Source organism: Bartonella sp. CL266QHHD (assembly GCF_042195355.1).
Classification (GTDB): Bacteria; Pseudomonadota; Alphaproteobacteria; order Rhizobiales; family Rhizobiaceae; genus Bartonella.
This window is the reverse complement of record NZ_JBHIOD010000058.1, coordinates 1-21,606: the sequence shown is the minus strand read 5'-3', so window position 1 is coordinate 21,606 and position 21,606 is coordinate 1. Positions and strand designations below refer to the sequence as shown.

The following is a 21,606-nucleotide window of genomic DNA, read 5'->3' as shown; positions in this document are numbered from 1 at the left end:
AGTTAAAAGATGTTTAGATTAACAGGACGTAAAGCTCTTGTAACGGGGGCTTCGGGAGGAATTGGTGAGGCAATTGCACGCTGCTTTCATGCACAAGGAGCCATTGTTGGACTTCATGGAACACGCGAAGAAAAGCTTAGAGAAGTGGCGGCAGAATTAGGGCAGAATGTTTTTGTATTTCCCGCTAATCTTTCTGAACGCCAATCGATTAAACAATTGGCTGAAGTTGCAGAAAGAGAAATGGATGGCGTCGATATTTTGGTTAACAATGCGGGAATCACTAGGGATGGTCTTTTTGTGCGTATGCAAGATAAAGACTGGGATGATGTTTTAGAAGTTAACCTAACAGCTGCTTCTCTTTTGACGCGTGAATTAATACATTCTATGATGCGCCGCCGTTATGGAAGGATTATTAACATTACATCTGTTGTTGGTGTTGTGGGAAACCCTGGACAAACGAATTATTGTGCTGCAAAAGCAGGCTTGATAGGTTTTTCTAAAGCATTGGCACAAGAAATTGCTTCGCGAAACATCACTGTCAATTGTATTGCTCCAGGATTTATTAAATCCGCAATGACAGACAAGCTTAATGAAAAGCAAAAAGAAGCCATTATGGCTGCGATTCCGATGAAGCGTATGGGAAGTGGGCAAGAAATAGCCGCTGCTGCTGTTTATTTAGCAAGCGATGAAGCAGCCTATACGACAGGTCAAACACTCCATATCAATGGTGGAATGGCAATGATTTGAGTATTTATTTTATTCCACATTGATTTATGAGTTGTATTATTTTAGATAGTAACGATTGAAATGGATAGATGCATCTATTTCTTTAATATGGTCGTTGATCAATTGATGTCGGAATGTCAGATTGGTTCATTTTGTAGGGGATATCCACAGGATGTTTTAAATCATTACTAAAATCTTTTAAAGTAATGCATCTATTGCTTGATTAGATGAACCGATATAGTTAACCAAATTATAGGAAAATATAAATTCGAGGATTTCAACATGAGTGATACAGTAGAGCGCGTTAAGAAAATTATCGTGGAACATCTTGGGGTTAATGCTGATAAAGTTGTAGAAAATGCAAGCTTTATCGATGATCTAGGGGCTGATAGCCTTGATACGGTTGAACTCGTTATGGCTTTTGAAGAAGAGTTTGGGGTAGAAATTCCAGATGAAGCTGCTGAAACGATTTTCACAGTTGGCGATGCAGTCAAGTTCATTGATAAAGCTTCTGCGTGATTACTAAAGGGCAAAGGCATGAATTGCTTTTGCCTATATTCTTCGGAGCTCTTTTGAAAAGAGAGCTTTGAGAGGTGAAGTTTAGTTCAAGGTTAGAAGTTATGAGACGTGTTGTTGTTACTGGTTTAGGGTTGGTATCTCCATTAGCTGGTAATACTGAATATAGTTGGAAACGACTTCTTGAAGGAAGAAGTGGTGTCCGACGTATCACAGAGTTTGATGTGTCAGATTTGCCATGCCAGATTGCTGCGCGTATCCCCTTAGGGGATGGAACAGAGGGGACTTATAATGCTGATTTGTATATGGAACCTAAAGAGCAACGTAAAGTTGATGCATTTATTGTTTATGCAATGGCTGCTGCTAACCAAGCGCTTGCAGATGCCGAATGGTTTCCTAAGAGTGATGAAGATCAGATTTGTACAGGCGTGTTAATTGGTTCGGGAATTGGGGGAGTTGAGGGTATTGTTGAAGCTGGTTATACGCTTCGTGACAAGGGCCCACGTCGTGTTTCTCCTTTTTTTATTCCAGGTCGTTTGATTAATCTTGCTTCTGGTTATGTGTCTATTCAATATGGTTTACGGGGGCCTAATCATTCTGTTGTAACGGCTTGTTCAACAGGGGCGCATGCGATTGGTGATGCGGCACGTTTGATTATGTTTGGTGATGCAGATGTCATGGTGGCAGGGGGGGCTGAATCTCCGATAAATCGGATATCTCTTGCAGGTTTTGCAGCTTGTAGAGCTCTTTCTACTTGTCGCAATGATGATCCTGAACGGGCGTCACGTCCTTATGATACTGATCGTGATGGTTTTGTGATGGGGGAAGGAGCAGCAGTTGTTGTTTTAGAAGAGCTGGAACATGCCAAAAAACGAGGAGCGCGTATTTATGCTGAGGTTATTGGCTATGGTTTATCTGGTGACGCTTACCACATTACAGCGCCTTCAGAAAGTGGTGAAGGGGCTCAGCGTAGTATGATAGCTGCTCTTAAGCGTGCACAAGTGAATGTGAGTGAACTTGATTATATTAATGCTCATGGTACATCTACGATGGCTGATTCCATAGAGCTAGCGGCTGTTGAGCGTGTTTTAGGGAGTTATGCACCACAAGTTTCTATGTCATCAACGAAATCATCTATCGGGCATTTACTTGGTGCAGCCGGTGCTGCTGAGGCTATTTTTTCTATTTTAGCTATACGGGATAATATAGCCCCAGCGACACTTAATCTTGACAATCCATCGATTGAAACGAAAATCGATCTTGTACCACACAAACCGCGTGAACGAAAGATTGATACGATTCTTTCTAATTCTTTTGGATTTGGTGGGACAAATGCATCGTTGGTGATGCGACGTTTTAGGGGATAATAAGTATTTTTATTTAATTTTTGCTTTTGAGTTTTCTACTTTATTATAAGGTGAATGAGAAATTATAATATTATCCTTAATCGCTATTGAGGGGTTATGTCCGATGTGAAAAATGGAAATCATTAAAGGACGTAAGTGATTCCTCTTCGAATCATTTAGCAGATAGTTATGACATGTTAATACATAAAAAACGAAAGAAATCATCTATCGTCCGTAATCCGTTGGTCATTCTCGGTCATTTTTTTCTTATGCTGATTGTGATTATTCTTTTTGCCATAAGTATTCCTCTTTATATTGGAAAAAGTATTTTTGAAGAAAAGGGAAAAATTGAGGAAGAACAAATTGTTCTTATCCATCCTGGTACCGGAATTCGTGAAATTGCTTCATTGCTAGAAAAACGTGGTTTCATTCGATCATCAGATATTTTTGTTTATGGGGTTGGTTATCACCAAAAAACAACGCATCTGAAGGCTGGTGAATATTTAATTCCAGCTCATGCTTCGATGCAGGATATTATGGATATTCTTGTGAAAGGAAAATCTATAGAGTATACATTTACAGTACCTGAAGGTTTAACGGTTCAGCAAGTTTTCGATCGATTAGCTGCGAATGAAATTTTGATTGGAGACCTTCCAAAAATTTTGCCTCCAGAAGGTTATTTAATGACGGATACTGTTCGTTTTATTCGGGGAACAACGCGTAAAGAGATTGTAAACAGGTTGCGTGAAGGACAGACAAAATTAATTCATGCTATATGGGCTACGCGTTCACCTGATTTACCCATTAAATCAATTGATGAATTTGTTATATTAGCCTCAATTGTTGAGAAAGAAACGGGAATTGCAGCAGAAAGACCAATGGTTGCTGCGGTATTTTATAACCGCCTTACAAAGCATATGCGTCTTCAATCGGATCCAACAGTAATTTATGGTCTCTTCGGAGGAAAAGGAAAACCATCCGGTCGTGCAATTTATCGTTCAGATCTTGAGAAGGAAACACCATATAATACTTATAAAATTAATGGTTTGCCCCCAACGGCTATTGCAAATCCAGGTCGGGATTCTTTAAAAGCGGTGGCACATCCACCAAGCAGTGATGCACTTTATTTTGTTGCTGATGGTTCAGGAGGGCATGTTTTTTCTCGAACTTTAGAGGAACATAATATGAATGTTCGCAAGTGGCGAGAATTAAAGGCAAAACATTGAATTTATAGTGATAACACATCTTTTTGCATCGTAAATGAGAATCCCAAATATAGTAAAATTTTTCTATTTAAACTTTTTATGAGAATGATAAAAAATCATTTTCTTGTCTGTCACAAGTGGGATTGGCGTATGGATAAAAATATTTAAGAAAGAAGTGAATATACTGCTAATACCTTATCTCAAAAAAGAGCAAAATAACATTGAGAATTGCTAAGAAAACACATTGATTAGGGGAGAGGTTGAGATAATGTATAATTCAAATTTTGGAGAAACATTTATGAACAAAGTAGAGTGATGTAATGACAGTCTTTGAAAGTAAATTGAGTGCTATAAAAATAAATCAACGCCGCGGTTTTTTATTTATTCTCTCTTCACCTTCAGGTGCTGGTAAATCAACAATTTCTCGATTACTTCTAAAAGATGGACAATTAGAGCTTTCCGTAAGTATGACCACAAGGAAAAGGCGTCCTAGTGAAGTAGATGGGCTACATTATCACTTTATTTCAAAGGAAGAGTTTGAATATAAGCGTGATAGAGATGAATTTATTGAATGGGCAGAAGTTCACGGAAATTATTATGGCACTTTGCGTGAAACTGTTGAAAACGCATTGAATGCTGGCCATGATATGTTATTTGATATTGATTATCAAGGTACCGAGCAGCTGCAAAAAAAGATGCTAGGAGACACTGTATCTGTTTTTATCCTTCCACCATCAATGAAAGAGCTTGTTTCGCGTTTACATCGTCGAGCAGAAGATAGTCAAGATATCATCAATTTGCGATTGGAAAATGCACGAACGGAGTTAAAGCATTGGCGTTCTTATGATTATGTTGTGATTAACGAAGATTTAGATCAGTCTTTATCTTTTATTAAATCAATTTATTTAGCTGAAACCGTAAAACGTGAGCGTTGTTCTTATCTTGGCTCTTTTGTTGATGGGCTTATTGCTGAAAAAATCGATAAATGTTGTGATTAAAAAAGGTTTCATAACACAAAGTGCATTTTTTAGAGCACTAGATGCGCTAAAGTTACAAATTCAGAAACCGAGAGCGTTTCAGCACGGCGCATTCCATCAATTCCAGCTTTTTCTAATAGCACTTCACCTCCAAGTGTTTTGAGATTTTGACGAAGCATTTTTCGTCTTTGCCCAAAGGCGGTTTTTGTGACGAGGCTTAGTTTTTGTGCAGAGCAGGCAAGAGGTTGTGTTCGTGGAATAATATGAACAACGGAAGACGTTACTTTAGGTATTGGTATGAAGGCTTGAGGGGGTACATCAAAAGCAATTTTAGCAGTAGTACGCCAGCCAGTTAAGACACTAAGACGTCCATAATGAGTAGATTGAGGTTTAGCTGTAATCCGTTTGGCAACTTCACGTTGAAACATCAATGTCATTGATTCATAAAAAGGAGGCCATGGTTCAGTCAAAAGCCAATTTAATAAGAGTTTTGTCCCAATATTATAGGGAAGATTTGCAATAATACGAGGTTTTTCTGGGCTTGTTTCAAAGAGTTTTGAGAAGTCTTGCTTTAGTGCATCATTACAAATAACTTTTAATTTTTTAGGGTAGTGTTTTTCTATTTCTAAGAGAGCCGGTATGCAGCGCTCATCGCGTTCTATTGCTGTTACAATGGCACCCTTTGCTAGCAAGGCACGTGTGAGACCTCCAGGACCAGGACCAATTTCAAGAACAGGTTTTCCTTCTATATTGCCTGCTTGATGAGCAATTTTAGATGTTAAATTAAGATCAAAAAGAAAATTCTGCCCCAAAGATTTATGCGCTTGCAATCCATATATATCAATGACCTCACGCAGAGGAGGGAGATTATCTATTGGCATGGTATTAAACTATTTTTTGCAAGTTGATTTGCAAGTTTAAGAGCAGCAATAAAGCTTTCGGGAGAGGCTATCCCTTTATCAGCAATGTCAAAAGCAGTTCCGTGATCTGGAGACGTGCGAATAAAAGGTAGACCTAACGTGACATTAACAGTGCTGTCAAAGTCTAATGTCTTAACAGGGATAAGGGCTTGATCATGATACATACAAATGGCAACGTCATATGCCTTTCTTGCACATTCATGGAACATTGTGTCGGCAGGTAGCGGGCCTGCAATATTGAGTCCTTTCTTTTTAAGATATTCAATAGCAGGAGTGATAACTTCAATATCTTCTTTGCCCATTGCACCCCCTTCTCCAGCATGGGGATTAAGACCAGCAACAGCTAGTCGGGGTGACGTTATTTTAAACCGTGTTTTTAAGTCACATTCAGTAATAAGTACCGTTTGAATAATTAAATCACGGGTAAGCTGTGAAGGAACATTTTTAAATGGAATATGAACAGTTATTGGTACTGTTTTTAATCGAGGTCCTGCTAACATCATAACTGGATGATAATATTTATGAAAAGCTTTATGGGCTAAATCAGCTAAAAATTCTGTATGACCTGGAAATTGAAAACCGGCATCATAAAGGTTCTTTTTTGCAATAGGACAAGTGATAAGTGCACATGCATGGCCATTTTGAATCAATTGAACACAGCGTTTAATTGCTTCAATAATTCCAGCGGCATTATTCGATGAAGGTATACCTAATTGATCACTTTGTTTGTTTTTTAACGGTATGATAGGAAGAGCGTTTTGAAAATTTTTTGCAGGATTATTGCTTAAAACAGATTGCACCTCAACATCAATCTGTAAAAAACGAGCGCGCGAACGAATAACATCTGGATCAGCAAGAAGTACAAAAGGTGGAATTTGGCGCGTAACACGCAAATTCCACGCTTTTAATACTATTTCAGGACCAATACCGGCAGGATCACCACCACTAACAATAAGAGCAGCCATTATGAATTTTGAATGCGTGCCACTCGCCGCAGTTCTCCTAAATATTTGTCGCTTAATTCTTCAAGTTTTTGCGGGCTTCTTTTTTTACTATCTTGAAGAGAAAATATCAGTCGAGCGACATAATCATCAGAAACTCTTTTTATTTTGCAGACAGCAATTGCTTCAATTCCATCAGATGTTTCTTGTAATTTTGTCATTTTTCCAGCAGGCGTTTCAAGAATAGCTTGTTCCCATGCATTAGGAAGTTGTGGCTCCAGAAACTTTCCTAAGTGGCGGATAGTAACGTCTAAAATACCTCTTGCTTGATTGTGAGCATTGGCACATCCACGGAAATGTGCGCGAAAATTACTTGCTTCTCTTTGACGTCTTTCAAAGATCTCTGAACGACGATGTGCAGGAATGACAAAAACAATTCGCTGTAATGTATATTCGTTGGTTGAAGGTTTTACACCACCATTTTTTAATATTCTGCGTACAGCTTCTTGTTCGCTAATCATACCTGTTTCAGCTTGATAGCGTGCGCTAACAAGACGCCCCCATCCTATTTGTCCACGGATGTAATCTTTAAAGTGTTGCACTGTGATCTCAGTTTGGATCAGAATCTGGTTGAGCTGATCAATCGTCATATTATTTTGTGTCGCAAAATTCTCAAAAGCTCTATCAACTTCATCATTGCTTACTTCAATATTACGACGTTTTATTTCAATATTTTTTAGCTTTTCGTCAATAAGCTCTTTTTTAGCCTGTGCCACCAAATTGCCTTGCTTTTGTTGTAATCTGAGAAAAGCAAGGCGTCTTTGTATATCATAATTTGTGATGGGGTTGCCATTAACTGTAACAACAATAGAAGTCTGCGCAAAGACTGTCGGAATCAAAAATCCATTTATTAACAGGCTACTTACGCTCAAAGACGCAATATAAAATAAAGCAAGAAAACGCTTTTTCAATTTATTCATGTAAATAGGCTTTCGCATTGTTTATTAATTCTCATCAACAACTTAAAATACACGCTTTCTTTCATAAAAACAATGATAAGTTAAATGACTGATACATTCCCTTTATAAATTAATCTATCTTTTTTCCGATATCTGCAATCGTACGCAATGAAAGAGAGAAATTAAAGTTTTGCAAGGGTGCTTTCCTGCCTGGATTCGTTACCTGTTGATAACCGAATGTTAACCCGAAACATTCATCCATATAACTCAAGCTAATTCCTCGCTTTATAAATGTACCAGATACTAAATCATAACCGGCGTTGCTATTAATGGACCAATAATCTGCCAATTTAAGTCCTGTTTGAAAAGAAATTTCTTGGCGCTCTTGAGAATATTCATAATCTGGTTGCTTTGCGATATAGGCATATTGTAGAGCTGCCCAAAAATTTTGCCATTTTTGTGATGCTTCGATTTCACTACGGCGGATTTTTCCTGTTTTTTTGTCAAAGCGTCCACGCGTTTCTAAGGAAAAACCACTTTTATGGGTTGTACCAAACATTGCAACATAGTCTGAACGTTTTGCCTCTAAGCTAGAATGAGTACCGACATTGATAAAGTCCTTTTCTGCAAAAGAATTCTTTCCTGCTAGATGAAAGGATTGTCCAATGAGACCATAAAGAGACCAATTATCATTAAGGCTTCCAGAATATCTTATACCTATATTGGCTCTTGTACCGCCTTCTACACGATCATAACCAGAAAATTTGTCTCGTTGAAAGAGAGTGGTTGCATCAAAGACAAAGCTTTGAGCATCTTCATTAGGAATTTGTCCAATATATTGTTCATTATTGCGTATAAAAATTTGTGCAGTTGGTTCTATAATATGTGTAGAATGATCAGCTGTAATGAGGAAGGGATAGCGTAGTTCCAACCCTGCTGTTGCCATGCCACGAATTGCTGAACCATGAATTGCGGATAAGGCATTGTTTTCTATAGAATCTGTGTGATTTTCTCTTGCATTGGTTGTAATGATATCAGCTCGTAGAGAGAGAAGAGGGGTTAAGATGAGTCCGTTGTGCGTGTTGAAGCGCTTTTTCCACTGAAGCTCGTTTGTTAAACGCAAACTATTTCCAGCCATACCAGAAAGTTTTACTGTGTTGAGAGGGTTTCCGTTCTGGTCGGGTGAACTGAAGTCAGCATGGCGACGATAAACTGATTGCATATTACTATGGAAGGTAAGCTCTCCATTATAAATGGGTTCATCTGGTGTGAAAAAATAATCGATGCGTGGTAAGACCCACGCTTGCCGAGAGTGACGTTCATAATGAGGATCATTCAATATTGAATCTTGAACTTTAAAATGATAAAAACGCATATCAAAATAATTTTTTCCTGCAAGACCATTCAGATAGATCTGAGAAAGTTGTGTAGGATTGTTATAGTTTTCAAGTTTATAGGCACGACTAAAATGCCGATCTGATTGTGCAAGAATATCCCATCCATAAGTCCAGTGTGAATTAATACGAAAATCCCCCTTTGTCGCCAGCATATAACGGTTTTTATGTTGGGCATCAATCGTATCATTATCAAATCTATGCGGTTTCATTTGATATATATGAGCAAAGCGAATGTTATAACGTCCCGTTTTTAAACGCTGACGCCATTCCCCTTCGGTTAAAAGCCCTTGTTGGGTATAAACCGTAGAAGAAAGGGTAAAATCATAATGGGGGGCGAGATTCCAGAAATAAGAATTCTTTATCCCCATACCGAGATAATCAGTATAAAAAAAATGAGGAGTAAGCAGACCGCTAGCACGCCTAACAGTTGGATCATAGATCTCAAAATTTGGAAATTTTATAATCGGTACACCAAAAACTTCAAAACTGCTATTTTCAAACCGAATTTTTTTGATGTTATTATTCCATATGATCTTTCTTGCTTTAATTTTCCATAGGACGTCTCGATCTGGTTTATAAGAGCAAGGTTCACAGGCTGTATAGGTTGCATTTTCAAAGACTGTTATGTGGTTGTGTTTGCGTGTAGCATTTTGGGCTGAAAAGTGAACATTGTTGGCTGTATCAATACGTAAGGCGTTTACAAAACCCTCGCCAAGATCTTTGGTCATATCAATTTGGTTGGAATAAATTTTATTACCATCCTTTTGAGTAATTTCAACGTTCCCTTGTGCTATAAGCCGTCCTGTTTTTTGATTGTAAATAATTTTTTGAGCGACAACTTTATTGCCATCATATTCGATTTGAACATTACCGTGTGCAGAAACAGTGTTTTCATCACGATTGTAGATGAGTTCATCCGCAGAGAGCAAAAGAGGAGGTTCCGGATTTTGAATGCGACTTTGAGAAGGAGATAGAAGGCTTTGAGCGTGCGCACAATAAGACAAAGCACTTCCTAAAATAACCCCTATAACACTTTTAAAAGCGAGAGCACTTAATTTTGTTAAAATAGTTTTTTTAAGTGTTAATGCTTTCACTTAGCCATCCTCTTTATGAAGTAAAAAAGAGATTCCTAAGAATAACGCAATAACAACGGGTGTCCAAGCTGCAATAATTGGTGGAATATATCCAGCATTACCAAAAGCTTGAACAAGTACGGAAATAACATAAAGCATAAACCCAGCTATTACGCCACCAAGAATCAACATTCTAGATTGCCCAAAACGTGTAAAATTTAAAGATACAGTTGCTGCAATGAGGGTCATTGCCACAAGCAATGCCGGTAATGCAATCAAAGATTGAAAATACATATCAAAATTATTAGCAGAATAGCCAAATGAACGTGCAATCATAATTTTTTTTGGCAATTGGTAAAATGGAATAGTTGCGGGATTCACTAAACGTTCCGTTAAAAATTCAGGTTTTAGATTGGTTTTTATTTGCAACACGGTAAATTTTTCAGGAGGATGCCCTATTTTATAGATTGTTCCATTTGTTAATAGCCAAAATCCATTAGTCAAGGTTGCTTTTGGGGCGTTAATCCAATTTTTGACGGTTGCGTTGTCATTGTATTGTACAAAGGTTGCATCGAGAAGAGAAAGTCCTTGATCGGTGATAGATTTGGCACCAATGGTTGTTCTGCCTAAATTTGTACGTTGTGTTAACCAGTGGATACTTGTATTGTGAAGAGGTGTTAGTACATTGTGATTGCGCCATTCAGTCATCTTTTTTTCTGCTTGAGAAAATCCCCATGCAGCAAGTGGATTAATGAGAAGAATTGAAAATAATCCCAAAAGAAAAGCTCCAAAACAAGCTGGCATAAGAAATTGCCATGCAGAAACACCGATTGAACGAGTCACTACAAGTTCAAGTTTTTTGTTGAGCGAGATAAGCGTTGCCATTGCAGAAAAGAGTGCAATGAAAGGGATAAGTTGTTGCATGATAAAAGGGATGCGTAAAGCAGAGAGGAAAAATGCATCTTTTGCTGTATAATGCGGAAGGGAAGATAGCCTACCGGAATTCTCTGTGAAATCGATTAAAAGAGCAAGAACAAAAATGCTTCCCCAGAAATAACAAGTTATTTTAAGATACCGTATAAAAAAATATCGTCCAAGTGTCCACCCAATCATGATATTTTATCCGAGGAATCTTGAGATTTTCGCTGTTCAAATTTGTTCATTATTTTTTGAAAAGCGATTTGAAGTATCTCATTAACTTTTGTGGGAAGCCCAATTTTATGATTCGTTAAAAGCATAAAAAAGACAAATGCACTTGTTCCTATGGGTATAATATAAAGGAGAGGAACGTATGCAAGATCGCTTTTTGATTTTTCTGCGAAAAAATATCCTATCCAATACACCAGAAAAGAAAGGGCAATTGCCGAGAGATTTGCGGAATGACGAGCTTGTCGATGGGAGCGTACATCCCCTGCCGCTGCTAATGCAATAAGTGAAAAAACAATAGGGTAGAGCCATTGTGTTAATCTGCGGTGAAATTCAGCTTTATATTGGAGTGGTTTTCGTTGATAGTAGGGATCTTTTGGGTCAGGGTTTTGTAAATAAGAAAGAGACCGATCTTTTGGATAAAGAGTAGGTGTTTTATCACTGGGGATAAACTCTCCTAGGCTAAAAGTATATGAGCTAAATTGCACGATTGAAACACTGTTATTTTGATGATTGACTCTTTCTATTTCACCGTTATTGAGAACCAGAAAACTGCCGTTTTTATTGCTCACAATGGATGCGTCTGTTGCATAATAAAAAAGATCAGTCTTAGGATCACGCTGGTCGGCAATGAAAAGGCGTTCAAGTGTTCCGTTTGGATTTCGTTCGCCAATTTCTATGTAAAGGTTATTGGCGAGTTTTTGAAAGCTCCCTTCACTAATGAATAGATTAATAAGATCAAAATGAGCGCTTGCTAGCATTTGTCGCATATGAAGACGCGCTTGAGGAACAACAAAATTAGCTATAGAAAAGGAGATACAGGATGCAACAATAGCAAGAAGAAGGATAGGTTTCCAAACAGTACTTTTAGGAAAACCAGAGGCATTGATGACAGCAAATTCTGAGTCTTGATGCATTGCTGAGAGGATGGTTGTAACTGCGATCACTAATGCAAATGGAATGACAAGAAAAATAACAGAAGGAACCAATGAAAGTGAAAATTGTAAGACTGTGAGGAGTGTTTGTTTACTTGTTGTGAGAAAGTTTATCCGTGCAAGAATTTGTATAGTCCAACTAACGCCCACTGCTGCAATCATGACAGAACTAAACAAAACAAGGACACGTTTCAGGATGTAGAACTCAATAATACGCATAAATTGGGGAAAATCCTCAGTCTTTAATTCGATAGCAAATATTTTTACTGCTTTCGGTTAAAATGTAATAAAGTTTGAAAAAATATCCTTTCATGAATTGGATATTTTTACCAAATAAATAATATAAAATTGCCTATGAGGTCCTCTTTAAATTTTCCGTACATTATATTTTATTTTCAACTATAGTCTACAAAGAATCTAGAAAATAACTTAAAAAACTTTTTTATTAACGTTGAAAATAAAAATTATTGTCTTTTAAAGACACGTGCAAAAAGATGATGCATCTCCATCAAAAAAGAGGGTTTATATCTTGAACCGTTTCCTTTGTATTAGAGATATAGAAGTTTTTTTAAAAAGATGTTAGCTTTTTTATAAAGAATGATGAAGGCTTAAGAGATTGGATATTTTATTCTATCATTTGACGCAGTCAACGCTGAAGGATATTTTGCCGACGCTTGTGGAGCGTGCATTGGCTCGTTTTGGTAAAGTAACAATACAATGTGTGAGTAAAGAACAACGCGATTCTATAGATATACATTTATGGGTTTATGCTGATGAATCATTTATTGGACATGGAACGGAGTGTGATCAATATTCAAACTTTCAGCCTGTATTTCTGACGACAGGACAAGAAAATCCGAATGATTCAAAGGTTCGTTTTCTCATAGAGGGAGCTGTTTGTTCGGATATTGATGCTTATCAACGGCTTGTCGTGATATTTGATGGTAGAAGTGAAGAGCAGTTGAATCTCGTTCGTGCACAGTGGAAAAAATATAAAATGGAAAATCATAATTTAACGTATTGGCAACAGACTGAAGATCGTCGCTGGGAAAAACAGGTTTAATGCGTCTCGTATCTATTGCTCTGATTTTTATAGGATTGCTGGGAATAGTAAATCCAGCACTTTTTATTACGGAAGGTTCAGGGGGAGGGCGTTGGGTTTTTATTGTGATTTTTCTTTTAGGCATGCTAAAGATATGGCCTATAATTAAAAAAACGAAACGCCATGATGATGATTATTGATCGAATTTTGCTTATTTTATGGGCTGTGATGTTGTCCTTCTTTTGCGTGTCGTGGTTGGGGACAACGCATATCTTATCAAAAATGTTTGCTGTTGCTTATATGAGTAATATTGCAGATTTTTTATTTTTCTTTTTGAGTGCATTGTTTGCGGGAATATTGTGGTGGAAAATACCTCAACCCCTGTCTTTAAAAACAAAACTGGCAGCATTTTTGCCGCCAGTCCTTATTTTATTCTTCGTTATTATATTTTAGTTGGATATTTCATCATCTGTAAATCCGACGAAGCAAATCAGTGAAATAAAAGAAGCAAGAAGCAAATAATAACCGATATAAGATGTATCGAAATGTTGCACCAGATATTCTGCAATATAAGGCGCGAGAGAAGCTCCTATGATAGCAGATAAATTGAAAGTGATAGAAGAACCGGTATATCGAATTGCTGTTGGGTATGGTGAAGCCAAAACAGCACCAAGAGGACTATATATCATTCCCATGAGAGACAAACCGATGACAGACATTGCAAGGACTCCTATAACTCCAGAATTTAAGAAATAAGGAATTGCGAAAGAATAAATACCGGTGATGATCGTAATCCAAATCATCAAAGTTCTACGTCTAATACGGTCAGCGAGTTTTCCAGTGATGACAGTAAAAATCCCACAAAAAATAGCACCGACAATTTCGATTTGAAGAGCTTGATGAAATGGCAATTGCAGATGGTTTGTTGAATAGCTTAACAAATATGTAGTAACCAAGTAAAACAAAACAAAAGTTGCCATACCAGAAAATACTCCAAGAAATAGGATTCGTGGACATTTTAAAAAGACATCTATGATAGGAACTTTGACATGTTCTTTACTTTCAAGAGTTTTTTTGAATTGAACAGTTTCATTAATTGAAAGACGGACCCATAATCCTATAATCATAAAGACAACTGAAGCAATAAAAGGAATACGCCATCCCCAAGCTAAAAGTTCCGCACGATCAAGGAAATGCAACAGAGCTAAATAAACAGCAATAGATAAAAACAAACCTATTGAAACGCCTAATTGGGGGAACATCGCATACCAGCCGCGCTTTTCTGGAGGGGCATTTTCTGTTGCGAGCAAAACAGCGCCTCCCCATTCTCCTCCTAATCCCATTCCCTGTCCAATACGGCACAAGGTTAAGAGGAAAGGGGCAAACCACCCTGCTATTTCATAAGTAGGAAGAAAACCAATAATGACTGTTGAAAGACCCATTGTGAGAAGAGAAGCAATAAGTGTTGCTTTTCTTCCAATTTTATCCCCAAAATGTCCAAAAACAACTGATCCAAAAGGGCGGGCAAAAAAGGCTGCTCCAAATATTAGGAAAGATTGTAAAATGGCAGTCTGATCATTTTGTGTTGGAAAAAACACATGAGGGAATATAAGAGCTGCGGCAGTGCCAAAGACATAGAAATCGAAGAATTCAATTGTTGGTCCAATAAGGCTAGCAAATAAAATTCGACGAGGGGAGTTTCTGTTGCTTGTAGCTTTCATTTCTGAGTTTATAGACATGAATAGAATGTCCCTTTCAGTATATGACAAATCAAATAACGAGTTAACTAATTATAACTATAGAAATTTCAAATCAGTGTCGAGTCAATATTATGACACTTCGTTATATATTAGAACAATGATTATGGACTGATGAGTATGAATAAGTGTTCTATATATTATCTAAAATGAATAAAATAAAGACGCTGCTTTAAATGCTGTAGAAGATGGCAATAGGTGGCTATAAACGCAGCTCTCATTCACATTGCTGTTTCCTTTAAAGTTTAATGCCATTTTTATCTATTAAGGGATCAATCTTATTCGTAGATCAGTATTTAGTGTCTCAAAATATTAAAAATATTTTTTATGGATGCAATTGCAACACTTTTAAAGTGTATCTAAAATAAATTAAATCTTTTAGTTGTGTATGCATTTTAAAACACAAGGTGTATATTTCGTCTATCAGAGCTTAATCCATCGTATGCTTTGCTATCTTAAAAGACATGAGGTTGAGCAATTACGTTGTGTTGTTTTTGTCTATGCACTTTTTTCTAAATGGGAGAATTTAAATTTGAAATTATGGAGTGTAAAGAATGCAACGCAAATTGAAATTAAGTTTTTATGCACTAATGACCAGTGGTTTTTTTGTCAAGATTGCGAGTGCAGATGGAGTAGCTACACCAAGAGAAAAGTTATTAACACCAGTAAGTATCAGTGAACATCTAGAAGAGACAAGAAAGTTGTTATCGGTCATATGAGATATAATACTAAAAAACACAATAAAGTCAATAGGTTGAGTGTAATTATCTTATATGAATCCACTCAAGAATCCACACTTTTATACGTGATTCATTTGACCATTTTTTATAAACAATTGCCATGTATGAATAGACCCAAAAAAGCTAATCATAAAGAAGTTTAAGAAGAAAAAACAACTTCAAAATGTCCTTCAAGCGTTTTAACTTCTTTCGGATTAACAATAATCTTTATATCGTTTCCCAATTTTGCCAAACACTCAAGCATTTTCATTTCACTAATTCCTCGAAATTCTCCACTTAAGAGTTTAGACAGTTTTGGTTGAGTCATTTTCAAAAGTTGACTAGCCTGTTTTTGTGTTAAGTTCTTTTCTTTCAGAATTTGACTAATCTTATGAGCAAGTTGCGCTTTGATAAGCATCTCTCTGGAATCTGAAAAGCCAAGATCCGCATAAACATTGGAACTACCGTGAAAAACATTGATCATTTTAATTCCCTTCTAATTGTTCTGCTAACTTGAGACGTTCTTTAATCAGATTAATGTCTGGTTTTGCTGTTGCAATGCCACGGGTCGATTTTTTCTGAAAACAATGCAACACATAAAGAGATTTTTTATATTGTATCGTATAAACAGCGCGATAAGTTCCTTGAATATCGCGTTCAATAATTTCTAGAACATTGGCAGATCCAAACCCCTTGAGAACCTTAACATTTTCTCCTCTATCTCCTATCTGAGCAAGATAAAGAGCATAACCAATCCTTTGTTGAATAAGATCAGGAAGACTTTTTATATCTTTGAGTGAAGAACCAAGCCATATGATACGTTTTATTTTACTCATGATTATTAATATACCCATATGGGTATATTTTCAAGTGGTTATTCTAATTTTGTGATTTTTTAATAACTATTATTAATAAAATTGACTTGATAAAAATGGTAACAAAAAACCATAATTGTTTATTTATCTTATGAAAAGCTGCTTTGTAAAAACCAACGCTTCCAAATGTAAAAAGAACGTTTTTTGCAGATATTTATTGAATATGCATTTGCTTTTGATTGGATTGTTAAAGCTACCGAGCATTTTGATTTGTTTGATACGTTTGATAGCCATAACAAGCGTTTTATAGGCTCTCTCATTCAAATGAGTGATTAAAGATCATACGCACATTTACATTCCTTTTGATAAGTTTTCATATCTCTAATAGAGCGCTTGCAATATGATACATTTTGTATATATGCATTCATTACTCCATTGTGGATGATTCATTTTAATCAATAAGAATCGCTATTTGAAAGCCGCGTCATATCACTTGGCACGGCTTTTTTTTTATTTTACTCTCTCTTTTATGATATGTTTATAGCAATGCATTTTATATGCGTTTATAACCATAAAGAATGCACACCCCATGCGTGTTTTTATTCTGTTTTATCAGTTATATTGACAACATTATCCCTTTCATAAACCTCACATTTTTTTGGAACCAACCTTACTTTGCTTTTTTTGTTGATTTTTGCATTGCCATAAGCACGCCCCCAGATCGTTGCACAATATGAGATTTTAGCATTGCCATAAACAGAGCCATAAATCTCACAAGAGCCACTCACACAAGCATTTCCATAAACCTTGCCATAAATCTTTGCACGACCATTAATAACAGCATAATTATAAATTTTTGCATGGCTATAAATACAAGCCAAGCCAGAAACCTTGGCATGACCATAAACGCGTGCATAACTAAAAACCGTAGCATCATAAGAAACATGCGCATGATCATAAATATGAGCATCAGCAAGAATGCGGGCACTACCATTCACATGAGCATACCCATAAACATTGCCATAAACATGAGCATTGCCATAGACAAAAGCATGGTCATAAACTTTAGCATATTGAGAGATAAAAGCCTTTCCATAGACCTCAGCATTGCCATAAACTTGACCACAGACTTGAAAAAATGGCGTATTTTTGCATTTTCATACACTCTTGCATGACCATAGACACAAGCCTCATCATACACCCAGCAATTACCATCATGGGATAGGTTAACTTCCTTTTCAATAAAGCCGCCTAAGGACCCCGCCTTTACATCATCAAAATCTTTTAAAGCTTTAATACGATAAAGGTTTATAATATTTCGAGTAAGAGCATGTTTGATTTTTTTGATTTCACTGGTTAATTCATATTTTTTGCACATAGAGATACCCTCACAATTTAATGTGATAAACGTTTTCTAAAATTTGAAATGGGAAAATTTGAAAGAGGGGCGCCCCCGCCGCGCCCGTGCTTTCATTTACACTGCTTTATTGATTAGACCCAGACAATCTCTAATTCACCATAAGGAGAGAGACGTTCAGTATAGTTTTTTATTTTAGTAGACCCGCCGACATTTTCACGAATAACAGCAATTCCATGAATATTGGCATTTTCATAAACATGCATGTTATTTGCTATACGAGCGTTTTCATAAACCCTAGCATTGTCATAAACATAGGCATTATCATAAATAATAGCCTTGCCATACACATGAGCATTACCATAGACATGGGAATTATCAGAAATAACGGCATTGCCATAAACATGGGCATTATTATAGACATAGCCAGCAATGATAGCATTGTCATAAACCCACGCATGACCATAGATATGACCACAAGTGACAGCATTGCCAAAAACTCTTGCATTTTCATAAACGTGACCATTTTTAAACACAAGAGCCTCATCATACACCCAGCAATTGCCATCATGAGAGAGGTTATCTTCCTTTTCAATAAAGCCGCCTAAGGTACCTGCTTTGATATCAGAAAAGTCTTTTAATGCTTTAATGCGATAAAGGGTATGATTACCAAATACACGCGTTTCATTTGTGAGTGCAAACTTCTTTTGCATGAGCACAATTCCTTTATAAAGAGATTTAATTTTTAAATGAGATGTTTAAAGGAGGGCGCCCCCGCTGCGCCCACGCGTTATTTAAGCAGCGTCTTTTAGTGACTGATTATCATCACAGATATCATTACGAATTTTTGCACGGCTATTCACAACAGCATTGCCATAAATTTGCACATGATGATCAATATTTGATTTGCCATAGACCTTGGCATGATCATAAATCCTTACAAAGCAACCAACACGAGCCGAGCCAGAAACCTTGGCATGACCATAGATACTTGAATAATCCTTAATCCAAGCATTACAAAAAACATGGGCATTATCATAAACGCGCGCCCAGACATAAATGCGTGACTTGCCATACACACGAGCATTGCCAAAAATATAGCTACAAACATAGGCACTTTCATAGACACGGGCATTGTCATAAACCTTGGCACCATTAGAAATAGTAGCATTATCACTAATTACGGCATTACCATAAACATGCCCACAGACCTTAGCGTTATCATGAATTTTTGCATTATCATAAATATGAGCGGTTGTATCAAAAACCAATGCCTTGCCATTAACGATAGCATTGCCATACACCTTGGCACCTCTAAAGATTTTCGCATCATTATAAATTTTAGCATTTTCATAAACAGTTGCATTGAAAAGAACCGCGGCATTATCATAGACCCAGCAATTGCCATCATGGGATAAGTTACTTTCATTTTCAATAAAACCGCCGAGGTCTCCCGCCTTAACATCATCAAAATCTCTTAGAGCACGTATACGGTGTAAAGTAAGACCATCAAAAGTGAATTTTTCATTGGTAAATTCGTATTTTTTTGCAGACTCTTGTTGATTAACAGATGTGATTTCGTTTGCAATGTTAGAGGAAATTGTATTTTGGGAAGTTTTTATTATAGAATTTTTCATTTTAAATTCTTTCTAATCGTAATGAAGTTTTCAATTGACGCGCTATAAAGGCGCCGGGCGTTGAAAACACGGCGATTAGTCCGTCGTCACACTTTTCCCATAAGGGTATTGCATGGTGTGACACACCCGACAAAATCATTATACGCTTTAATACGTATAAAAAACAGTCAGTATTTTAAAGACTTTGGAAAGATTGTTTCGTAACCTATCCGCTAATCGTTAAGTGTTTTCAGCACTTGAATATTTATATAACAAAATACGTGTTTATTGTCAAATAATATTTCTATCTTTTTGATATTTTTTCTTATTTTTTAATACGTTGCGTGTTGATAATATCTTATGCTTATCAATTTCTTCTTTTATATTTATGTGCTTTTAAAACTATATTATAGGTTTTATGAAACGATTGCGTTATTTTCTGAATCTATACATTTATAATATTTAAAAACGCTCTCATAATGCGTATTTTTATCTTTATAACCTATCAATTTTTTACTAAATGAATTTTAAATTTTTTGTGAATTTTGTTTATAAGGGGCTTTAATTTAAACGACCTTAATAGCACCGCGCTCTTATAACAAATGCTTTCATTTGCATTTTTGCTTTCTCTATAGCTGTTATGTTCTTTATAGCCATGGCATCATTTTTCATGTTCATAAGAGAAATGATAAATAGGATATATGATAATTGTGATTTATAGACCGTTATGAAAACACTTATGAAAACATCTCAATAGAAACTGATCATTATAGAGATGAGCAAAATCCCTTTTAATAAACTTTTGTCAGTCTTGTCAGTTCTTTTTAGAACCTATATCATTTTTTTTAAATGAGAAAAAATTAAAATCATTATATTTCAATAAGTTAAGTTTTGTCTATTTTTCAAAATACAACCTATATTAATAATGCAACCTATAAATTCAACTAATGCTATATATTTTTGTAGGTTTTTTTGGGGGGGGTAGAAACATTCAAAACCTATAAGTAATATAAGAAAATGAATATACATAATTCTGTTTAAACAAAGCTTTTGAAAAGGATAAAGCTATCATTTTAGATTACGATATAATCTTTTAAAGGCAATCAAAATAAGAGTATTTAAAAGTGCAAATGATTTCTTTTTAGAATAACGCATATAAATACTCCTTTTAAAGATTGTATGTAAGCAATGTATAAAGGGGGTATAGGAACCTATAGGTATAAGACCTTATACCCCCTTGTGAGGTTAATATGCCTATCATGTGAGCATGCTTTATAAGTTATTTGGTTTCTCTTATTTCTAATTTTGGTAAGTTCTTAACAATTTTCATTGTTTCTAAACTTACAGTAATAACCCTTTGAAACAACTCTAATGGATAAGCAGGGTTGCCAATGGTTTCAACAGCATAACGATTGGCATCATTAACAATGCCACTCTTCTTATCTGTCTTTACACATTGGCGTTCCATAACCCATTCAAGAGCGGATTTACCATTTACGATATACTCATAAGCTTACTTAGGGATATCTGTTATGATGATATTGCTATTATAAGTAACTGTTGATTTATCCTTTTCCTTACTATTCCCAGCAAATTTCATTTCAGTCACATAATAGAATTTTTCGAGATTAGAGATTTCTGTCTGTTTTGGATTACCCTTTTTAAAGGTCACAGGATAAGGCTCTACAGTTTCATAATTCACGTGCAAATGCCCCAGTTTACGCCCTACTGTCACAATTTCCAAAATCCTTAGCAATTTTTACATACGGGATACGAGGCAATTCTTTAGAGAGGTTATCAGCATAACGAGCACGATAATCTTCTGAATGCAAGAGACCGTAAACATAATAAAATAGATCATCTTTAGTAATTTTTTCATTGGGATAAGCGGCTTTAAAATATGCTAATTCTTCATAAGTTATGGCATTACGCATTTTCTTATTTTAATAACAAGCTATTATCATACTATTTTTCTTATCAAGCGATAATAATGGAGTGTTTTTTGTTGTCTCTAATATGTAACAGTTCCAATAAATTTGGTCTATTCTATGAATAAGAGTCTTTACTTTAAGCTCAAGATTATATTACATGCAACACCTTAAAATTAAGAAGCATATTAGAGTGTATGATTGTCATTTAACAGTGTCATTGTAAAATCT

Annotated in this window: 20 protein-coding genes and 3 pseudogenes; 10 read left to right on the top strand and 13 right to left on the bottom strand. The window is 36.1% G+C overall.

Going from position 1 to position 21,606, the window contains the following annotated elements:
* Positions 1 to 9: 9 nt before the first annotated feature.
* The 5 genes and pseudogenes from fabG to gmk all read left to right on the top strand — a co-directional run bounded on the left by fabG (position 10) and on the right by gmk (position 4,791).
* On the top strand, positions 10 to 747 hold the full coding sequence (gene fabG / locus ACFIK7_RS07805; protein WP_273791075.1) for a 3-oxoacyl-[acyl-carrier-protein] reductase: 738 nt from the start codon (positions 10 to 12) through the stop codon (positions 745 to 747).
* 261 nt (positions 748 to 1,008) lie between these two features.
* Positions 1,009 to 1,245, top strand: coding sequence for an acyl carrier protein (locus tag ACFIK7_RS07800; protein ID WP_004860281.1), 237 nt, complete (start codon positions 1,009 to 1,011; stop codon positions 1,243 to 1,245).
* A gap of 101 nt (positions 1,246 to 1,346) precedes the next feature.
* Positions 1,347 to 2,609 (top strand): beta-ketoacyl-ACP synthase II, encoded by a 1,263-nt coding sequence (gene fabF, locus ACFIK7_RS07795; protein ID WP_375637388.1) that lies wholly within the window; start codon positions 1,347 to 1,349, stop codon positions 2,607 to 2,609.
* A 96-nt stretch (positions 2,610 to 2,705) separates the two neighbouring features.
* Positions 2,706 to 3,814 (top strand): annotated as a pseudogene (mltG, locus tag ACFIK7_RS07790) (endolytic transglycosylase MltG).
* A 299-nt stretch (positions 3,815 to 4,113) separates the two neighbouring features.
* Positions 4,114 to 4,791 carry a guanylate kinase gene (gene gmk, locus ACFIK7_RS07785; protein WP_273791072.1) on the top strand — a complete coding sequence of 226 codons (678 nt, stop codon included), beginning with the start codon at positions 4,114 to 4,116 and terminating at the stop codon, positions 4,789 to 4,791.
* A 29-nt stretch (positions 4,792 to 4,820) separates the two neighbouring features.
* Here gmk and rsmA read toward each other — a convergent pair whose 3' ends face one another.
* The 6 genes from rsmA to lptF form a co-directional block, all read right to left on the bottom strand.
* Positions 4,821 to 5,651 carry a 16S rRNA (adenine(1518)-N(6)/adenine(1519)-N(6))-dimethyltransferase RsmA gene (gene rsmA, locus ACFIK7_RS07780; protein ID WP_375630755.1) on the bottom strand — a complete coding sequence of 277 codons (831 nt, stop codon included), beginning with the start codon at positions 5,649 to 5,651 and terminating at the stop codon, positions 4,821 to 4,823.
* Positions 5,642 to 6,655 (bottom strand): 4-hydroxythreonine-4-phosphate dehydrogenase PdxA, encoded by a 1,014-nt coding sequence (gene pdxA / locus ACFIK7_RS07775; RefSeq protein ID WP_273791070.1) that lies wholly within the window; start codon positions 6,653 to 6,655, stop codon positions 5,642 to 5,644. Before pdxA ends, rsmA begins: the two co-directional genes overlap by 10 nt.
* Entirely contained in the window at positions 6,655 to 7,611 is a 957-nt protein-coding gene (locus ACFIK7_RS07770) for a SurA N-terminal domain-containing protein (RefSeq protein ID WP_375620739.1), read from the bottom strand. Before ACFIK7_RS07770 ends, pdxA begins: the two co-directional genes overlap by 1 nt.
* A gap of 109 nt (positions 7,612 to 7,720) precedes the next feature.
* A complete protein-coding gene (locus tag ACFIK7_RS07765; RefSeq protein ID WP_375663200.1) occupies positions 7,721 to 10,081 on the bottom strand; it encodes an LPS-assembly protein LptD in 2,361 nt (786 codons plus the stop codon).
* Positions 10,082 to 11,173, bottom strand: coding sequence for an LPS export ABC transporter permease LptG (gene lptG, locus ACFIK7_RS07760; protein WP_375612925.1), 1,092 nt, complete (start codon positions 11,171 to 11,173; stop codon positions 10,082 to 10,084).
* Positions 11,170 to 12,360, bottom strand: a complete 1,191-nt coding sequence (lptF, locus tag ACFIK7_RS07755) for an LPS export ABC transporter permease LptF (RefSeq protein WP_273791066.1) — start codon at positions 12,358 to 12,360, stop codon at positions 11,170 to 11,172. The genes lptG and lptF overlap by 4 nt, the downstream gene beginning before the upstream one ends.
* Before the next feature lie 397 nt (positions 12,361 to 12,757).
* Between lptF and ACFIK7_RS07750 the strand changes: the two genes are divergently transcribed.
* The 3 genes from ACFIK7_RS07750 to ACFIK7_RS07740 are packed head-to-tail and all read left to right on the top strand — an operon-like array spanning position 12,758 to position 13,636.
* Positions 12,758 to 13,204 (top strand): DNA polymerase III subunit chi, encoded by a 447-nt coding sequence (locus tag ACFIK7_RS07750; RefSeq protein WP_273791065.1) that lies wholly within the window; start codon positions 12,758 to 12,760, stop codon positions 13,202 to 13,204.
* Positions 13,204 to 13,383 (top strand): hypothetical protein, encoded by a 180-nt coding sequence (locus ACFIK7_RS07745; RefSeq protein ID WP_375630745.1) that lies wholly within the window; start codon positions 13,204 to 13,206, stop codon positions 13,381 to 13,383. The genes ACFIK7_RS07750 and ACFIK7_RS07745 overlap by 1 nt, the downstream gene beginning before the upstream one ends.
* Complete coding sequence (locus ACFIK7_RS07740) at positions 13,373 to 13,636, top strand: hypothetical protein (RefSeq protein ID WP_273791119.1); 264 nt, start codon at positions 13,373 to 13,375, stop codon at positions 13,634 to 13,636. Before ACFIK7_RS07745 ends, ACFIK7_RS07740 begins: the two co-directional genes overlap by 11 nt.
* On the opposite strand, the gene ACFIK7_RS07735 is transcribed toward ACFIK7_RS07740, so the two are convergent.
* On the bottom strand, positions 13,633 to 14,922 hold the full coding sequence (locus ACFIK7_RS07735; protein WP_273791063.1) for an MFS transporter: 1,290 nt from the start codon (positions 14,920 to 14,922) through the stop codon (positions 13,633 to 13,635). The two genes, ACFIK7_RS07740 and ACFIK7_RS07735, sit on opposite strands and share 4 nt — an antisense overlap.
* A gap of 572 nt (positions 14,923 to 15,494) precedes the next feature.
* On the opposite strand from ACFIK7_RS07735, the gene ACFIK7_RS07730 reads away from it, so the two are divergent.
* Entirely contained in the window at positions 15,495 to 15,659 is a 165-nt protein-coding gene (locus ACFIK7_RS07730; protein WP_273791062.1) for a hypothetical protein, read from the top strand.
* Positions 15,660 to 15,819: 160 nt separating this feature from the next.
* Here ACFIK7_RS07730 and ACFIK7_RS07725 read toward each other — a convergent pair whose 3' ends face one another.
* On the bottom strand, positions 15,820 to 16,143 hold the full coding sequence (locus tag ACFIK7_RS07725; protein ID WP_015856199.1) for a helix-turn-helix domain-containing protein: 324 nt from the start codon (positions 16,141 to 16,143) through the stop codon (positions 15,820 to 15,822).
* Between the two features lies 1 nt (position 16,144).
* A complete protein-coding gene (locus ACFIK7_RS07720; protein WP_375616946.1) occupies positions 16,145 to 16,495 on the bottom strand; it encodes a type II toxin-antitoxin system RelE/ParE family toxin in 351 nt (116 codons plus the stop codon).
* A 183-nt stretch (positions 16,496 to 16,678) separates the two neighbouring features.
* Between ACFIK7_RS07720 and ACFIK7_RS07715 the strand changes: the two genes are divergently transcribed.
* Entirely contained in the window at positions 16,679 to 16,810 is a 132-nt protein-coding gene (locus ACFIK7_RS07715) for a hypothetical protein (RefSeq protein WP_375631686.1), read from the top strand.
* Between the two features lie 263 nt (positions 16,811 to 17,073).
* Here ACFIK7_RS07715 and ACFIK7_RS07710 read toward each other — a convergent pair.
* The 4 genes and pseudogenes from ACFIK7_RS07710 to ACFIK7_RS07695 all read right to left on the bottom strand — a co-directional run.
* Positions 17,074 to 17,852 (bottom strand): annotated as a pseudogene (locus ACFIK7_RS07710) (hypothetical protein).
* A gap of 113 nt (positions 17,853 to 17,965) precedes the next feature.
* A complete protein-coding gene (locus ACFIK7_RS07705; protein ID WP_375663199.1) occupies positions 17,966 to 18,544 on the bottom strand; it encodes a hypothetical protein in 579 nt (192 codons plus the stop codon).
* Between the two features lie 81 nt (positions 18,545 to 18,625).
* Complete coding sequence (locus ACFIK7_RS07700; RefSeq protein WP_375663198.1) at positions 18,626 to 19,468, bottom strand: hypothetical protein; 843 nt, start codon at positions 19,466 to 19,468, stop codon at positions 18,626 to 18,628.
* Positions 19,469 to 20,726: 1,258 nt separating this feature from the next.
* Positions 20,727 to 21,378: pseudogene (locus ACFIK7_RS07695) on the bottom strand (type ISP restriction/modification enzyme); the annotation flags it as partial.
* Positions 21,379 to 21,606: the final 228 nt, after the last annotated feature.

Bases quoted from the DNA above. Each gene is read 5' to 3' on its own strand.
- fabG (WP_273791075.1), top strand. From the start codon at position 10: ATGTTTAGATTAACAGGACGTAAAGCTCTTGTAACGGGGGCTTCGGGA.
- ACFIK7_RS07705 (WP_375663199.1), bottom strand. From the start codon at position 18,544: ATGCAAAAGAAGTTTGCACTCACAAATGAAACGCGTGTATTTGGTAAT.
- ACFIK7_RS07725 (WP_015856199.1), bottom strand. From the start codon at position 16,143: ATGATCAATGTTTTTCACGGTAGTTCCAATGTTTATGCGGATCTTGGC.
- ACFIK7_RS07740 (WP_273791119.1), top strand. From the start codon at position 13,373: ATGATTATTGATCGAATTTTGCTTATTTTATGGGCTGTGATGTTGTCC.
- fabF (WP_375637388.1), top strand. From the start codon at position 1,347: ATGAGACGTGTTGTTGTTACTGGTTTAGGGTTGGTATCTCCATTAGCT.
- lptG (WP_375612925.1), bottom strand. From the start codon at position 11,173: ATGATTGGGTGGACACTTGGACGATATTTTTTTATACGGTATCTTAAA.
- rsmA (WP_375630755.1), bottom strand. From the start codon at position 5,651: ATGCCAATAGATAATCTCCCTCCTCTGCGTGAGGTCATTGATATATAT.
- pdxA (WP_273791070.1), bottom strand. From the start codon at position 6,655: ATGGCTGCTCTTATTGTTAGTGGTGGTGATCCTGCCGGTATTGGTCCT.
- ACFIK7_RS07735 (WP_273791063.1), bottom strand. From the start codon at position 14,922: ATGTCTATAAACTCAGAAATGAAAGCTACAAGCAACAGAAACTCCCCT.
- ACFIK7_RS07745 (WP_375630745.1), top strand. From the start codon at position 13,204: ATGCGTCTCGTATCTATTGCTCTGATTTTTATAGGATTGCTGGGAATA.
- ACFIK7_RS07700 (WP_375663198.1), bottom strand. From the start codon at position 19,468: ATGAAAAATTCTATAATAAAAACTTCCCAAAATACAATTTCCTCTAAC.
- ACFIK7_RS07800 (WP_004860281.1), top strand. From the start codon at position 1,009: ATGAGTGATACAGTAGAGCGCGTTAAGAAAATTATCGTGGAACATCTT.
- ACFIK7_RS07730 (WP_273791062.1), top strand. From the start codon at position 15,495: ATGCAACGCAAATTGAAATTAAGTTTTTATGCACTAATGACCAGTGGT.
- ACFIK7_RS07770 (WP_375620739.1), bottom strand. From the start codon at position 7,611: ATGAATAAATTGAAAAAGCGTTTTCTTGCTTTATTTTATATTGCGTCT.
- ACFIK7_RS07720 (WP_375616946.1), bottom strand. From the start codon at position 16,495: ATGAGTAAAATAAAACGTATCATATGGCTTGGTTCTTCACTCAAAGAT.
- lptF (WP_273791066.1), bottom strand. From the start codon at position 12,360: ATGCGTATTATTGAGTTCTACATCCTGAAACGTGTCCTTGTTTTGTTT.
- gmk (WP_273791072.1), top strand. From the start codon at position 4,114: ATGACAGTCTTTGAAAGTAAATTGAGTGCTATAAAAATAAATCAACGC.